Annotated in this window: 12 protein-coding genes; 5 read left to right on the plus strand and 7 right to left on the minus strand. The window is 60.4% G+C overall.

Annotated elements, in window-relative coordinates; all coding sequences use genetic code 11:
- Positions 1 to 14: 14 nt before the first annotated feature.
- From larC to B5G06_RS09370, 4 genes are all read right to left on the minus strand, one after another.
- Positions 15 to 1,364, minus strand: coding sequence for a nickel pincer cofactor biosynthesis protein LarC (larC, locus tag B5G06_RS09355; protein WP_087188814.1), 1,350 nt, complete (start codon positions 1,362 to 1,364; stop codon positions 15 to 17).
- Positions 1,361 to 2,119, minus strand: coding sequence for a nickel pincer cofactor biosynthesis protein LarB (gene larB, locus B5G06_RS09360; RefSeq protein WP_087188815.1), 759 nt, complete (start codon positions 2,117 to 2,119; stop codon positions 1,361 to 1,363). The genes larC and larB overlap by 4 nt, the downstream gene beginning before the upstream one ends.
- A gap of 4 nt (positions 2,120 to 2,123) precedes the next feature.
- Positions 2,124 to 2,867, minus strand: a complete 744-nt coding sequence (gene larE / locus B5G06_RS09365) for an ATP-dependent sacrificial sulfur transferase LarE (RefSeq protein ID WP_087188816.1) — start codon at positions 2,865 to 2,867, stop codon at positions 2,124 to 2,126.
- Between the two features lie 220 nt (positions 2,868 to 3,087).
- Positions 3,088 to 3,972: a LysR family transcriptional regulator gene (locus B5G06_RS09370; protein WP_087188817.1), complete on the minus strand. Its 885-nt coding sequence runs from the start codon at positions 3,970 to 3,972 to the stop codon at positions 3,088 to 3,090.
- A 127-nt stretch (positions 3,973 to 4,099) separates the two neighbouring features.
- Here B5G06_RS09370 and B5G06_RS09375 point away from each other — a divergent pair, with 127 nt between their 5' ends.
- Positions 4,100 to 6,670: an FAD-dependent oxidoreductase gene (locus tag B5G06_RS09375; RefSeq protein WP_087188818.1), complete on the plus strand. Its 2,571-nt coding sequence runs from the start codon at positions 4,100 to 4,102 to the stop codon at positions 6,668 to 6,670.
- A gap of 256 nt (positions 6,671 to 6,926) precedes the next feature.
- On the opposite strand, the gene lysS is transcribed toward B5G06_RS09375, so the two are convergent.
- The 3 genes from lysS to B5G06_RS09390 form a co-directional block, all read right to left on the minus strand.
- Positions 6,927 to 8,876 (minus strand): lysine--tRNA ligase, encoded by a 1,950-nt coding sequence (gene lysS, locus B5G06_RS09380; protein WP_087188819.1) that lies wholly within the window; start codon positions 8,874 to 8,876, stop codon positions 6,927 to 6,929.
- Positions 8,877 to 8,888: 12 nt separating this feature from the next.
- Entirely contained in the window at positions 8,889 to 9,362 is a 474-nt protein-coding gene (greA, locus tag B5G06_RS09385) for a transcription elongation factor GreA (RefSeq protein ID WP_087188820.1), read from the minus strand.
- 130 nt (positions 9,363 to 9,492) lie between these two features.
- A complete protein-coding gene (locus B5G06_RS09390) occupies positions 9,493 to 10,218 on the minus strand; it encodes a hypothetical protein (RefSeq protein WP_087188821.1) in 726 nt (241 codons plus the stop codon).
- Positions 10,219 to 10,409: 191 nt separating this feature from the next.
- Here B5G06_RS09390 and B5G06_RS09395 point away from each other — a divergent pair, with 191 nt between their 5' ends.
- From B5G06_RS09395 to B5G06_RS09410, 4 genes are all read left to right on the plus strand, one after another.
- Positions 10,410 to 11,972, plus strand: coding sequence for an alkaline phosphatase (locus B5G06_RS09395; RefSeq protein ID WP_087188822.1), 1,563 nt, complete (start codon positions 10,410 to 10,412; stop codon positions 11,970 to 11,972).
- A gap of 95 nt (positions 11,973 to 12,067) precedes the next feature.
- Positions 12,068 to 13,231 (plus strand): YibE/F family protein, encoded by a 1,164-nt coding sequence (locus tag B5G06_RS09400; protein WP_087188823.1) that lies wholly within the window; start codon positions 12,068 to 12,070, stop codon positions 13,229 to 13,231.
- An 87-nt stretch (positions 13,232 to 13,318) separates the two neighbouring features.
- A complete protein-coding gene (locus B5G06_RS09405) occupies positions 13,319 to 15,001 on the plus strand; it encodes a glutamine--tRNA ligase/YqeY domain fusion protein (protein WP_087188824.1) in 1,683 nt (560 codons plus the stop codon).
- A gap of 65 nt (positions 15,002 to 15,066) precedes the next feature.
- Positions 15,067 to 16,098, plus strand: a complete 1,032-nt coding sequence (locus tag B5G06_RS09410) for a threonine aldolase family protein (RefSeq protein ID WP_087188825.1) — start codon at positions 15,067 to 15,069, stop codon at positions 16,096 to 16,098.
- Positions 16,099 to 16,258: the final 160 nt, after the last annotated feature.

Here is a 16,258-nt window from a genome sequence, read left to right on the forward strand (position 1 = left end):
ATGGCTCCCTCTCGTTACAGGCTTTTCTTCACTTCTTCCAGCACCACCGCCAGAGGCAGCCCGTTTGCACGGGCAAGGGCGGCAGCGTCCTCATACTCCGATTTGGCATGGGAAATGCCGAAGCCCTCCGCCGTCTTGACCCGGACAGTCCCCCAGGGGGTATCCACCGTCTTACTGCCGGGAGTAAGGAAATACTTCTCGCACCGGCGGACCCGCAGGCCGTTGGTGGTAGTATGGCGCAAAACGGCCTGAGCCAGTTCCCGCTCTTTACTTGCATCGCACAGTACGGTGAGCATATGGCCGGGACGGCCCTTCTTCATGGTACCGGGAACGGAATACACATCCAAAGCACCTGCCGCCAGCAGCTGCTCCCCGGCAAAGGCCAGGGCCTCGCCGGTCATGTCGTCGATGTTGCACACCAGTTCCACGATCTCGCCGTTGCTACCCTCCTGGCTCTCACCCCAGAAGGCCCGGACACAGTTGGCCTGCTCAAACTGGCGGGTACCCACACCGTAGCCCACCTTTTCCACATTGAGTACCGGCATGGAACCGAAGGACTGGGCAAAATGGGTCAGCAGAGCGGCCCCGGTGGGGGTACACAGCTCGCCTTTGATCTCGCCGCCGTAGGTGGGCACACCGGAGAGCAAGGCAGCGGTGGCGGGGGCAGGCACCGGCATGATACCGTGAGCACATTTTACCGTGCCGCTGCCCACATGGATGGGGGACACCACGATCTTGTCAGGCTTCAGCAGATAGAGGGCATAGCATACGCCGGCCACGTCGGCCACCGCGTCCAGAGCCCCCACCTCATGGTAGTGGACCTCACCCACCGGACAGCCGTGGGCCTTGGCCTCCGCCTGGGCGATGGCATCATACACCGCCTTGGCGTGGGTCTTGACCTCCTCCGGCAGAGGCAGGTGGTCGATCAGGTGGGCAATATGGCCGGGGGTGGCGTGGTGATGGTGGTGGTGCTCATGGTCATGGTCGTGATGGTGGTCATGATCGTGCTCATGATGATGCTCATGCTCGTGGTCATGGCAATGATCATGGCCGTGATGATGCTCATGCTCGTGGTCGTGGCAATGATCATGGTCGTGATGATGCTCATGCTCGTGGTCATGGTCATGATCGTGCTCGTGATGATGGAGAAGCTCATCCTCTTCCTCGCCGTGGACGGTAACCTTCATATGGGTGCCGCTGATGCCGCTGGTAACGGCGGATGCCGCCTCCAGATGAACGCCAGGCAGACCCAGACTGTTCATGGTATTCAGGAAGCTCTCCTTGTCCTCCAGCAATTCGTACAGGGCGGACATGAGCATATCTCCCGCCGCACCCATGTTGCATTCAATATATAAAGTTTTCATTTTAACCCCTCCATTTGATTGATCATGCTGGCCAGATAGCCCGCGCCGAAGCCGTTGTCGATATTGACTACACTGCACCCGGAAGCACAGGAATTGAGCATGGCCAGCAGGGCGGACAGGCCGCCAAAGCTGGCGCCGTAGCCCACGCTGGTGGGCACCGCCACCACCGGGCAGTCCACCAGACCGCCCACCACGGAGGCCAGGGCCCCCTCCATGCCCGCCACCGCGATAACGCACCGGGCGCTCATCATGACGTCCAGGTTGGACAGCAGCCGGTGGAGTCCCGCTACGCCCACGTCATACAGCCGGGTAACCTTGTTGCCCATTACCTCAGCAGTGAGGGCGGCCTCTTCCGCCACCGGCATATCGCTGGTACCACCGGTGGCCACCACGATGTGTCCCAGCTCCTGCCGGGGGCCGGGGAAGGCAATACCCAGCTTGGGGATGGGACGGTAGTCCAGAGGGACCGACTGCTCCACGAAGCGGGCGGCTTCCTCCCCCATGCGGGTGATAAGGATGTTTTTACAGCCCCGCTCTCCCATGGCGGCAGCAATCCCGGCGATCTGCTCCGGGGTCTTGCCCGCACCGTAGATCACTTCCGCCGCACCCTGGCGCACCGAGCGGTGGAAGTCCACCTTGGCGTAGCCCAGATCCTCAAAGGGCTTGGTTTTCAGTTCCAGCAGGGCGTCCTCCGGGCTGGTGTTTCCCGCCGAAACCGCCCGCAGCAGCTCCAGAATATCATGCTTGTTATCCATTTGCTTACCTCCCCTTCAGATCCAACAGAACAGCGGAGAAATCCACCTCCAGCGCCTTGGCAATGGTATCACGCAGTTGAACGGCTCTCTCCATCTGTGCCTCCGGCAGCTGGATGCGGGCGGCGTCCCCCATCAGCCGCACCCGGAAGTCGGTGAAGCCCAGCTGGAAGAGGGCGTCCTCCCCCCGCTCCACCTTTTCCAGGGTCTTCCGGGTAATGGCAGTACCGGTGGGCACCCGGGTGGCCAGGCAGGCATAGGCCGGCTTGTCCCAGGTAAACAGCCCCGCCTCTTTGGACATCTGCCGCACCTGGTCCTTGGTGATGCCGCACTCCCGCAGGGGGGAGCGCACCTCCAGCTCCCGCAGGGCCTGCACCCCCGGCCGGTCCCCGGCGTCATCCGAGGCGTTGGTGCCATCCAGCAACACGGTATAGCCGTCCTCTGCCGCCCGCTTCCACAGGGTGGTAAACAGGGCCTTCTTGCAGTAGTAGCACCGCCGTGGTCCGTTGGCTGACGCCTCAGGTACCGCCAGTACGTCGGCCTCCACCACCGTCATGGGCACCTCCAGCTCCTTCGCCAGCTTTTGGGCGTCGGCCAGCTCAAAGGCGGGCTGAAAAACGGTGTTGACGTAATAGGCCCGCACGTCACAGCCGTAGGTCTTGGCCGCCCACAGCAGCAGGGCGGAGTCTGTCCCGCCGGAAAAGGCCAGTGCCGCCCGGGGGACCTCCTTGAAAAACTGTTCCAGCGTCATATCCGCGCTCCTTTGCAAAAAAAGAAGGTATCCGCTCCCCTTGGGGGAACAGATACCTTCCTAGTATCCCTACACAATAAGTCAAATCATGCACCAGGCTCGTTTCTGCGTGTGTCCCGACTCTGGTCGGGTGCTCCGGCTTCCTGCCGAAATATTGGTCGCACTTTCTGGTACCGGTATAGTTTACCATACCAAGGCATTCATTGCAAGCATTTTTTGATCATTCTGCCCCTTCTTCCAGATCAGACGGGGTCAGCTCACCCAGCACCTCCCTCACCAACGGGAAGATATGGGTCCCTTTCAGGTAAACCAGGCTGAATTCCCGGGTTTCATCCAGGCAATCCAGGTGGAAAAAGGCCAGTTCCGGCTGACCTGCCGCCACCGGCTCATAGGCAAAGGTGATACCGCACCCTTCCGCCACAAACCGGGTAATGAGGGAAAACTGGTTGGCGCAAATTACCCGGGAAAACAGATCCAGGGAATAACCACGCTCGGCCAGCACATTCTCCAGAATACCCCGGGTCCCCGATCCCTCCTCCCGTACTACCAGGCACTGGCCTTCCAGTGCCGTCAGTGGAATTGTACGGCCGGCAAAGGGATGGTCCCTCCGACATAAACCTACAAATTTGGACCGGCGAAACAGGCGGCTGCCGAACCGACTTCGGTCGAAGGCCCCCTCGATGAGGGCAAAATCCAGCTGTTCATGCTCCAGCTGTCCCAGCAGGGCGGCAGTATTATCCACGGAGATTTTCAGATTGCTGTCAGAATGGCAGATATACCGGCTCAGGGCCTCGGCCACCACAAATTCTCCGATGGTTTTTGTAGTTCCGATCCGTATCTCCCGGACCTTTGTCTCCACCAGCTCCTGCTGGAGGCGCTGCTCATTATAAAGGGCCGTACGAGCATACTCCGCTACCCGCTGGGCCTGAGGGGTGGCATGAAGCTGTCGGCCATCATATACAAACAGCTTGCAGCCGTACTTATCCTCCAGGCCCCGGATCTGCTGGCTTACCGCCGGCTGGCTCATGCACAGCTTCTCCCCTGTTTTCCGGTAATTCATGGTCTCGTACAAAGTCAGAAAGGTCCGGATGCGATAGTCCACCATGGTCCGTCACCCCTATAATTTTTTTCGATCAATCAATAAGTTTTAAAAACTTTATTTTATTATACTGGGGTGCTATACTGATTACAAGCGTGACACAAAAATTTGTCAATAAGGACGGGGAATAAAGATGCGTATTCTGGTCATTGGCGGCGTGGCCGCCGGTACGAAGGCCGCTGCTAAAATCAAGCGGGAGGACCGCAGCGCGGAAGTCATCATTCTGAATAAAGGTCAGGACATCTCCTACGCCGGCTGCGGCCTGCCCTACTATGTAGGCGGCGCCATCGGCAGCCGTGAGGAACTGATCGTCAACACTCCCCAGAAATATGCCGGACTCACCGGCGCTCAGGTGATCACCGGCTGCGAGGTCACCCATGTTGACCCCGCCGCCAGGACGGTAAGCGGTCTGCGGGATGGCCAGAATTTTACCGAGCACTACGACAAGCTGATCGTTGCCACCGGCGCTGCTCCTGTGGTGCCCGATATGCCCGGCAAGAATCTGCCCGGCGTGTTCCCCATGCGCACCCCCGACGACGCGGTGGGCCTGCGGGACTATGTGGCCACCAACAACTGCCGCCGGGCCGTGGTGGCGGGCGCCGGCTTCATCGGCCTGGAGATTGCCGAGAACCTGCTCTCCCAGGGCCTGGACGTGACTGTGGTGGATTTTGCCGACCAGATCATGCCCAACGCCTTTGACCCCGAGATGGCCGACTTTGCCCGCCGGAAGCTGAAAGACGCCGGCATTCGCGTGATTACCGGCCAGCGCATCCAGTCCGTTACCGGCGTTGACAAGGCCACCGGCATCGTCACCGACGGCGGCGCCATTGCTGCTGACGTGGTAGTGCTTGCCATCGGCGTGCGCCCCGCCACCGACTTCCTGAAGGACACCGGTATTGAGCTCTTCAAGGGTACCGTGGTGGTAGACAAGGAGATGCGCACCAACCTGCCCGACATCTACGCCGCCGGCGACTGCGCCATGGTGTACAACCGTCTCACCGGCAAGCCCCAGTGGTCCGCCATGGGCTCCACCGCCAACATCACCGCCCGTGCGCTGGCCAAGACCATCACCGGTACCGACACCCCCTACGGCGGCTGCCTGGGTACCGGCGTGGTGAAGCTGCTGCCCCAGCTCAACGCCGGACGCACCGGCCTCACCGAGGCCCAGGCCAAAGCCGAAGGCTTTGACCCCATCACTGTGGTGTGCGCCTGCGACGACAAGGCCCACTACTATCCCGGCGCCTCCAGCTTCCTCACCAAGCTGATTGCCGACCGCAACACCCGCAAACTGCTGGGTATCCAGGTCCTGGGTGCCGGCGCGGTGGATAAAATGGTGGATATTGCTGTTGTCGGTCTGTCTGCCGGTCTGACCATTGACGCCTTTAACGATCTGGATCTGGCCTATGCGCCCCCCTTCTCCACCGCCATCCACCCCTTTGTCCAGGCCTGCTATGTGCTAGAAAACAAGCTGGCCGGCGTGCTGGAGTCCTTCACCCCCGCCGAGTATCTGGCCGGCGCCGCCAAGGACTACAAGGTGATCGACGTGATGCCCACCTCCTCGATCCCCGGCGCCCACTGGGTGGAGCTGGGCAAGGTCAACGGACCTCTGGAAGGCATCGATAAGGACGAAAAGCTGCTGCTGGTGTGCAACCGTGGCAAGCGTGGCTACTTCCTCCAGAGCAAGTTGAAGTTCTATGGCTACACCAACACCAAGGTTCTGGAAGGCGGCGTCACCTTCAATCAGGTGAAGGTCCCCCGTCCTGCCGGTGCTGCTCTGCCTCCCACCGAGGTCAAGCGCCTCAAGGGTCTGGGCTGCCTGTGGGATAAGCGTACCCCTGACTGCTTCAATGTCCGGGTCATTACCCGCAACGGCAAGCTGACCGGTGCCGAGCACGCCGCCGTGGCCGAGGCCGCCGAGAAGTTCGGCTCCGGCGAGGTCACCATGACCACCCGTTTGACCCTGGAGATCCAGGGTGTGCCCTACGAGAATGTGGAGCCCCTCATCGAGTTCCTCAGCGCCGCCGGTCTGGACGTGGGCGGCACCGGCTCCAAGGTACGTCCGGTGGTTTCCTGCAAGGGTACTACCTGCCAGTACGGCCTGATCGACACCTTTGCTCTCAGCGAGAAGCTCCATGAGCTGTTCTACAAGGGTTACCACGATGTTTCCCTCCCCCACAAGTTCAAGATTGCCGTAGGCGGCTGTCCCAACAACTGCGTCAAGCCCGACCTGAACGACCTGGGCATCATCGGCCAGCGCCTACCTGAGCCCGATCTGAACAAGTGCAAGGCCTGCAAGGTGTGTCAGGTCGAGAAGGCCTGCCCCATCCACGCCGTGTCCATGAAGGACGGCAAGGCCGTCATTGATACCAGCGAATGCAACCACTGCGGCCGCTGCCTGGAGAAGTGCCCCTTCGGCGCCTACACCGAGAGCACCTACGGCTACAAGATCTATCTGGGCGGCCGCTGGGGCAAGAAGGTTGCCGCCGGCCGGCCCATGTCCAAGATCTTCACCAGCGAGGAGGAGGTCATCGCCCTGGTGGAAAAGGCCATTCTCTTCTTCCGGGATGAGGGCCAGACTGGTGAGCGTTTCTCCGACACCATCGCCCGCCTGGGCTTCGACTATGTGGAGGATAAGCTGCTCCACGGCTCCATTGACAAGGATACCATCATGAACAAGACGGTAATCGGCGGCGCCAGCTGCTAATTGCCACTCTTACAAGGGCCTGTTGCAAAATAGCTGTTTTGCACAAGCCTGTCATTGCGAGCCAGTGCGCACACTGGCGTGGCAATCCGTTTCCCCGGCAAAAGGGGCGGATTCCCACGAAAAACGGCCGCCCACCGGGCGGCCGTTTTTCTCGGAATGACGGGTCTTTGTACGAGCTGCGCATTTTGCAACAGGCCCTTCTGTTTCAGGCAAAAAAATGGGCTGCTGCAGGTTTGCAGCAGCCCATTTTTTACAATCAATAAAGCTTGGCGCCAGCGGGGATGTGGTCGTCCACCATCAGGCAGTGGAGCTTCTCCTGGCCCTCCTCATAGTGGATGGCGGAGATGATCATGCCGCAGGAGTCGATGCCCATCATCTTGCGGGCGGGCAGGTTGGTGATAGCAATGAGGGTCTTGCCCACCAGTTCCTCAGGCTCATAGGTGTCGTGGATACCGCTGAGGATCACGCGGTCGGTGCCGGTGCCGTCGTCCAGAACGAACTTCAGCAGCTTCTTGCTCTTAGGCACCGCGGTGCACTCCTTCACCTTGACGGCCCGGAAGTCGGACTTGGAGAAGGTATCAAAGTCCACCTCGTCCTTGAACAGGGGCTCGATCTCCACCTTGGAGAAGTCAATGGGACCGGCCTCGGCGCGGGGCACGTCCACAGAAGCGGCGGGAGCAGCAGCGGCCTTAGGGGCCTCCACCTTGTCCAGGGGCTTCATGGTGGGGAACAGGATCACATCCCGGATAGAGTCGGAATTGGTGAGCATCATGACGCAGCGGTCGATGCCGATGCCCATGCCGCCCGTGGGGGGCAGGCCGTACTCCAGAGCGTTGATGAAGTCCTCGTCCATCATGCCGGCCTCGTCGTTGCCCATGTCCCGGAGGGCCAGCTCGTGCTCGAAGCGGCCCCGCTGGTCGATGGGATCGTTGAGCTCGGAGAAGGCGTTGGCGAACTCACAGTGGTTGATGAACAGCTCAAACCGCTCGGTGAGCCGGGGATCCTTGGGGGAGCGCTTGGTCAGCGGGGAGACCTCCACCGGGTACATGGTGATGAAGGTGGGCTGCACCAGCTTCTCCTCCACCCGCTGATCGAAGGCCTCGTACAGGGCGGTGCCCCAGGTGCGCTCGCAGCCCTCCATGTCGATGCCCTTGGCCTCCACGGCCTTGCAGGCCTCCTCGTCGTCGGAGATGGCGTCGAAATCCACGCCCACATACTGCTTCACCGCGTCGATCATGGTCAGGCGGGGCCAGCCGGGGGTCAGGTCGATGTCCACCCCCAGCCAGTTGACGTGATAGGACCCCAGGATCTCCTGGGCGGCGGTGGACAGGATGCCCTCGGCGATGTCCATCATGTCGTGGAAGTCGGCGTAGGCCTCGTAGAGCTCGATGGTGGTGAACTCCGGGTTGTGCTTGGGATCCATGCCCTCGTTGCGGAAGATGCGGCCGATCTCATACACCCGCTCGAAGCCGCCCACGGTGAGCCGCTTCAGGTTCAGCTCGGTGGCGATGCGCATATACATGTCGATATCCAGGGTGTTGTGGTGGGTAATGAAGGGCCGGGCGGTGGCGCCGCCGGAGATGGTGTTCAGGACGGGGGTCTCCACCTCCAGGTAGTCCCGGTCATCCAGATACTTGCGCACATGCTTGATGAAGGCGGTGCGGATCTGGAAGGTGCGGCGCACGTCCTCGTTCATGATCAGGTCCACATAGCGCTGACGGTAGCGCATCTCCTTGTCGGTCAGGCCGTGGAACTTCTCAGGCAGGGGCTGAAGGGACTTGGAGAGAAGGGTCACCTTATGGGCCTTCACAGAGATCTCGCCCCGCTTGGTCTTGAAGACCTCGCCTTCCACACCTACGATATCGCCGATGTCGGTCTTCTTGAACTTGGCGAAGGCCTCCTCGCCCAGCTCGTCCACGCGGACATACAGCTGGATGCGGCCCTTACCGTCCTGCAGATCGCAGAACACAGCCTTGCCCATGCCCCGCTTGGACATGATGCGGCCGGCGATGGAGGTCTCGGTTCCCTCCAGGGCCTCGAAGTTCTCCTTGATGTCGGTGGAGTGGTGCTTCACCACATACTTGGTGATCTGGAAGGGGTCCTGGCCCGCCTCCTGCAGCTCCTTGAGCTTGGCGCGGCGGATCAGGCGCTGTTCGGACAGATTCTGCTCCTCGGGCTGATTGACGCTTCTCTCTTCAGTACTCATTGTTCTTGCTCCTTACTTTTGAATCTCTAGGATACGATACCTTAATACACCGGCGGGAGCTTCCACCTGGACCTCCTCGCCTACCGCACAGCCCAGAAGGGCTTTTCCGAAGGGAGAATCCTCGGAAATGCGGCCGTTCATGGGGTCGGCCTCCTGAGAACCCACCACCTGGTAGGTCTCCTCCTCCTCAAACTCCAGGTCCAGCACCTTAACGGTGGAACCCAGACGGACGGAGTTGGGGTCGCTCTCATGCTCTTCGATGACCACATAGTTGGCCAGGATATTCTCCACCTCCGCAATGCGGGAGTAGAGCTTGCCCTGCTCGTTTTTGGCCTCGTCGTACTCGCTGTTCTCAGACAGATCGCCGAAGGAACGGGCTTCCTTGATCTGATCGGCCACCTCTTTTTCACGGACGGTCTTCAGATAATTCAGCTCCTGTTTCAATTCCTCCAGGCGCTCAGCGCTGAGTTTGAATTCTTTTGCCATGTCGATCGTGCACACCTTTCCTTGATTGCTTTTACTCTATCAGGATGGAGCCGATATGGGCTCCCGCAAATTCAGAACGGAAACACTCCGCCACGTTAATACGATATTATATGTAGTTTACCACCTCCTGTCAAGTCAATAATTTGGTATTAGGTGGCAGAACATTGAGCTGTTCCTGACCGATCCGCCCCTCCTCCCACAGCAGGGCCAACAGGGGGAGCCGGTCCAGCCCGGCGGGCAGCATTTCTCCCCTGACAGCGGGCAAAAAGCCTGCCAGATCAGGTGTGGGACCACAGAGGCGAAACACAGTCTCCCCTGCCGCTGGAGACGGGCCAAAGCATAAAGTTACATCAGCTTTCATCCCCTCAGGAGGCCGCACCGCAGCTCCAAACTCCGCCCTCAGCCAGGCAGCCAGTTCCTCCCCCTCCTCCCCGGCATCCACCATGAAATCCCGCACCTGAGGACACAGCTGTTCTGCCGCCCGGAAGAGGGCCGGACTTACCTCCGGGCCGGACAACAGCACCGCCGAGCGCTCTGGCCGCCGGTCCCGGCAGCGCAGGGCTGCTAAGGCCAGCGCAGGGGCCAGCATCTGACAAAAAGCCTCCGTCTCTACCGGACGCAGGCCCGCCTCCTCCAGCGCCTCCCAGCAGGGAAATTCCGCCTGGGTCAGCACCCGGCGCACCCCCCTTCGGACCAGCTCTCTGGCGCACCGGGCTACCCGCCGGAGCCGGGTCCGCTCCCTCATCCCCTCCCGCACCGGCACTGTGGCCCGCTGACAGGGCAGCCCCAGCAGCCAATCCCGTTCCACCCGGACTCTGCGGCCCTTTTCCGCCTTCCATTCCATGATTCCCACCATAGTGTCACCTCGCCTACAGCCTATGCTTTTTCCTTTCTGGTATGCCGCTCTACTTTTCCAGCTCTTTACAATGCCTTACCTTGATTTTGCACACCTTTACCGTAGGATGATAGCGCTTAATTTTTCCTTCGGGTATGATGCATATGTCTCTGGAGAGATTAAGATTGAACCCGATTTTGGAGGAATCAAACATGAATTGGAAGCGTCCCCTGGCAATCACCCTGGCCGCAGCGTCCTTTGGCACCGCTCTGGCCGCCTGCAGCGCCCCTGCTGCCTCTACCCCCGAAGCCAGCGCCACCCCCACGGTGGAGGCACAGAATCTGTCCAATCAGTCCGTTAAAGCCCCCAAGTATGTGTTTCTGTTCATCGGCGACGGCATGAGCTATCCCCAGATCCAGTCCACCGCCGACTACCTGGGCGCTCTGAATGACGCCGACTACTGGCAGGCCGAGCCCAGCCTGGACGACAACGGCGGTGCCGTTCTGGACGGCCCCTCCTACCTGAACTTTATGAACTTTGAGGCTGCCGGTTCCGCTGTTACCTATGATTCCAACAGTTTCTGCCCCGACTCCGCCTCTACCGCCACCTCCATTTCCACCGGCCACAAAACCTATTCCGGCACCATCAACATGGATGAGACCGGCACCACCCCCTATGAGACCATCGCCGAGAAGGTCCACGACCAGCTGGGCATGAGCGTGGGCGTCATCTCCTCCGTTAACCTGAACCACGCCACTCCCGCCGCCTTCTATGCCCATCAGGCCAGCCGCAACGACTACTACGAGATCGGCCTGGAGCTGGTGGATTCCGGCTTTGAGTATTTCGCCGGCGGCGGTCTCCTCAAGCCCACCGGCGCCGACGAGGACCAGGAGGACCTGTACGCTCTGGCCGAGCAGGCCGGCTACAACGTGGTCAAGACCCAGGCCGAGGCCGAGCAGGTCACCGAGGGTCCTGTGATCATTGTTGACGAGCATCTGGCCGACGGCGACGCCATGGCCTACGAGCTGGACCGCACCGACGATATGTGGTCCCTGGCCGACCACGTCTCCAAGGGCATCGAGGTGCTGGAGCAGGATGAGGACGGCTTCTTCATGATGTGCGAAGGCGGCAAGATCGACTGGGCCTGCCACGCCAACGACGCCGCCTCCTCCATCCACGACACCAAGGCTCTGGCTGACGCGGTGCAGGTAGCCATCGACTTCGCCTCCGAGCACCCCGAGGAGACCCTGATCCTGGTCACCGGCGACCACGAGACCGGCGGTCTGACCATCGGCTTTGCCGGCACCGACTACGACACCTACCTGAACCTGCTGGAGTCCCAGAAGATCTCCTTCGCCAAGTATGACAGCGACTATGTTGCCGCCTACAAGGAGAACAAAACCTCCTTTGAGGACGTGCTGGCCGACATCGAGACCCTGTTTGGCCTGAAGACCCAGGGCGAGGAGGGCGACAAGCTGGTACTCACCCCCTACGAGCTGTCCCAGATCAAGACCGCCTATGAGAAGAGCATCAACGAGACTGCCACCGGCATGGATGAGCAGCAGGAGTATGTAATGTACGGCACCTATGAGCCCCTCACCGTTACCATCACCCACATTCTGAACAACAAGTCCGGCGTGTCCTTCACCTCCTACAGCCACACCGGCCTGCCCGTGGCCGTGCTGGCTCACGGTGTCAACGCCGAGCAGTTCAACGGCTACTATGACAACACCGAGATCTTCAACAAGCTGGCCGGTATGCTGAACGTGCAGTAACTTTCTCTTCCCTTCCCACCCCCGTTTACAGACAGCAAAAAGGGTGCGGCTCATGCCGCATCCTTTTTGCCCATACGAAAGGACCGATCCGTTTCATGACATCCCTTCTCCTGGATTCCAATAAGCGCCGCTACTACGCGCCCCTTGCCATCTGTCTGGCTCTGATCCTCTTTCTGATCCTGATCCCCACCGGCTTTGAGGGAGCCCTGCAATATCAGCAGGCCGACCGCTGTACCGCCCTGGTAACGGCGGTGGACGACTCCGCCATCATCGACACCGGCCTGGTCCGCTCCGGTGAGCAGCGCTGCACCCTGGAGCTGCTGGGCGGCCGCTTCAAGGGCCAGACTGCCACCGGCGTCAATATGCTCAACGGCTCTCTGGAACAGGATAAACTCTTTGCTCCCGGTGACAAGGCCATGGTTGTGGTAAGCTACCAGGGGGACGAGATCATCTCGGTCACCATGACCGACCACTACCGCATCGGCAAGGAAGCCATCCTGGCGGGTATTTTTGCGGTATTTCTCATCCTCTTTGCCGGGCGCACCGGCGTGCGGGCCATCGCCTCCTTCGTGCTGACGGTGCTCATGCTGTGGAAGGTGCTGGTCCCCCTCTACCTCAACGGTTGGAATCCCATCTTTATGGGCCTGCTGGTAACCCTGGTGCTTACCCTGCTCATCATCGCCCTGGTCTACGGCTTTGACCGCCGGTGTCTGTCCGCTGTATCCGGCGCCTTTCTGGGTGTGCTGGTGACCTGCGTACTGGGCATTCTGTTTACCGACCTGTTCCAGATCCACGGCGCAGTGATGGCCTACTCGGAAAGCCTGCTCTATGCCGGATATCAGGATCTGAACCTGACCCAGATCTTTATGGCCTCCATCTTTATCGGCTCCTCCGGCGCGGTGATGGATCTGAGCGTGGATATTACCTCCGCCGTCCACGAGGTTGTGGAAAAGCGGCCCGACATCTCCCGCTGGGAGGCAGTGCGCTCCGGCATGAATGTGGGCCGGGCCGCCATGGGCACCATGACCACCACCCTGCTGCTGGCCTATTCCGGCGGCTACATCGCCCTGCTGATGGTCTTTATGGCCCAGGGCACCCCCATCTGGAACATCCTTAACTATAAATATGTGGCCTCCGAGATCGTCCACACCATCGTGGGCTCCTTCGGTCTGGTCTCGGTGGCTCCCTTTACCGCCCTCACCAGCGGTTTCCTGCTGGCTGGCCGTAAAAAACAGCTGTCCCTTGAGGAGGCGGAATAATCCGCCTCCTTTTTTGTTGAGCTCTTGCTTTTTTTCCAGTTCCGGGGTAAAATATTGGTTTGTATTAAGATAAAGGAGTGAAACCAAATGCCAGAAGAGCTGAACCCCACCATGACGCAGAACTTCATCCATGATTTCATCGACGAGGACATCGCCCAGGGTGGTCAGTTCCAAGGCATGACCGTCCACACCCGGTTCCCCCCGGAGCCCAACGGCTACCTGCACATCGGCCATGCCAAGGCAATTTTTGTAGACTTCGGCACTGCCGAAAAGTACGGTGGTCTTTGCAACCTCCGCATGGATGACACCAACCCCACCAAGGAGGACGTGGAGTATGTGGAGGCCATCCAGGAGGACATTCACTGGCTGGGCTACGACTGGGGCGACCGCTTCTACTTCGCCTCCGACTACTTTGAAAAAATGTATGAGTACGCCGTGGAGCTCATCAAGAAGGGCCTGGCCTATGTGTGTGAGCTCACCCCCGAGCAGTTTAAGGAATACCGCGGCGATGTGAATACCCCCGCCCGCTCTCCCTACCGGGATCGTCCCATCGAGGAGTCCCTGGACCTGTTTGCCCGGATGCGTGCCGGCGAGTTTGAAAACGGCCGCATGACCCTGCGCGCCAAGATCGATCTGGCCAGCGGCAACTTCAATATGCGCGACCCCGTCATCTACCGCATCAACCATATGCACCATCACCGTCAGGGGGACAAGTGGTGCATCTACCCCATGTACGACTTTGCCCATCCTCTGGAGGACGCCCTGGAGGGGATCACCCACTCCCTGTGCTCCCTGGAGTTTGAGGATCACCGGCCCCTGTACGACTGGGTCATCGCCAACTGCGACGTGCCCGCCAAGCCCCGGCAGATCGAGTTCGCCCGACTGGGCATCAACTACACCGTCATGAGCAAGCGCAAGCTGCGCCAGCTGGTGGAGGAGGGCCGGGTGTCCGGCTGGGACGATCCCCGTATGCCCACCCTGTGCGGTCTGCGCCGCCGTGGCTACACCCCCCGGGCCATCCGCAACTTCTCCGAGCGCAACGGCGTGAGCAAGGCCGCCTCCACCGTGGAGTATGCCTTCCTGGAGCACTGCCTGCGGGAGGACCTGAACCTGACGGCTCAGCGTGTGATGGCGGTACTGCGCCCCGTCAAGCTCACCATCACCAACTATCCCGAGGGCCAGAGCGAGACCTTCTCCGTGGAGAACAATCCCAACGATCCTGCCGCCGGCAGCCGTGAGATCACCTTCTCCCGCAACCTGTATGTGGAGGCCGAGGACTTTCTGGAGACCCCGGTGCCCAAGTACAAGCGTCTCTATCCCGACGGCCCCGAGTGCCGTCTGAAGGGCGCCTACCTCATCAAGTGCACCGGCTGCGCCAAGGATGAAAACGGCAATGTCACCGAGATCTTTGCCACCTACGATCCCGACAGCAAGGGCGGCGATCCCGCCGACGGCCGCAAGGTGAAGGGCGCCACCATCCACTGGGTGGACGCTGCCACCGCGGTGGACGCCGAGGTGCGGCTGTACGACAACCTGTTCACCGATGCCGATCCCGATACCGGCGACAAGAACTTCCTGGACTGCCTGAATCCCGGCTCCCTGGAGGTGCTGACCGGTGCCAAGGTGGAGGCCGGTCTGGCCAATGTGGAGGCTCCCGCCTCCTTCCAGTTCCTGCGCCAGGGTTATTTCTGCGCCGACAACAAGGACTCCAAGCCCGGCCATCTGGTGTTCAACCGTTCTGTGAGCCTGAAAGACAGCTTTAAATTTTAAAGTGTAATTTGAGACGGCCCGGCGGGACTGATGTACCCCGGGCCGCCTGTATGGAGGTCATAGACATGAAATACTGGTTCCGCAACGACTATTCCTTTGGCGCCCATCCCAAGGTGCTGGAGGCGGTGTGCGCCGCCAATCTGGAGGGCAACATCGGCTATGGCGACGACAAGTACACCGCCAAGGCCAAGGACCGCATCCGTGAGGTGTGCGGCTGCCCCGACGCCATGGTAGAGTTTGTTGTGGGCGGCACCCAGGCCAACGTACTGGCCTGCGCCTTCCTGCTCAAGCCCTGGCAGGCGGCCATCTGCCCCGACTCCGGCCATCTGAACGGCCACGAGGTGGGCGCTTTCGAGGCCACCGGCCACAAGATCCTCACCGTTCCCGCCTCTCCCGACGGCAAGATCGTCCCCGAGCAGCTGATCCCCCTGCTGAAGCTCCACCAGGACGTGCACCTGACCGAGCCCGGTCTGGTGTATATCTCCAACGCCACCGAGAATGGCGCTGTATACACCAAGGCAGAGCTCACCGCCCTGTACACCTTCTGCCGCGAGAACGGCCTGTACCTCTTCATCGACGGCGCCCGTCTGGGCTGCGCCCTGTCCTCCGACGCCAACGACCTGACCCTGCCTGAGTTTGCCCACCTGTGCGACGCCTTCTACATCGGCGGCACCAAGAACGGCACCATGTTTGGTGAGGCTCTGGTCATCACCCGGCCCGAGCTGACCCAGGGCTTCTTCCGGATGAAGAAGCGTATGCTGGCCGTGATGGAGAAGGGCTGGATCCAGGGTGCCCAGTTCCTGGCCCTCTTTGAGGATGACCTGTATTTCAAGATGGGCCGCCAGGCCAACGAAATGGCCGCCCGCCTCCAGAAAGGTCTGAAGGCCAAGGGCTGGAAGCTGTGGGTGGAGTCTCCCACCAACCAGGTGTTCGTCATTGCTCCCAATGACAAAAAGCCGGTGCTGGATGAGGTATGTCAGTATGAGGACTGGTGTCCCTACGATGAGGACCACACCGTGGTCCGCTTCGTGTGCTGCTTCCACACCACCGAGGCCGACGTGGACGGGTTCCTCTCCGTTCTGCCCGACCTCAAGTAAAATTTGCTCTGAAAACGCCTGTGGCCAAGAGGCCACAGGCGTTCAGCCTGTCGAGAAACCCGGTTTATGCATGAAGCATAAGCCGGGTTTCTGGCATATAGAGGCCAAAGAAGTACAAGCGTGAATGGAGAAAGCTTCTCCTTCCACAACCACTTGGCCA

Source organism: Flavonifractor sp. An52, from assembly GCF_002159385.1.
GTDB lineage: Bacteria > Bacillota > Clostridia > Oscillospirales > Oscillospiraceae > Flavonifractor > Flavonifractor avicola.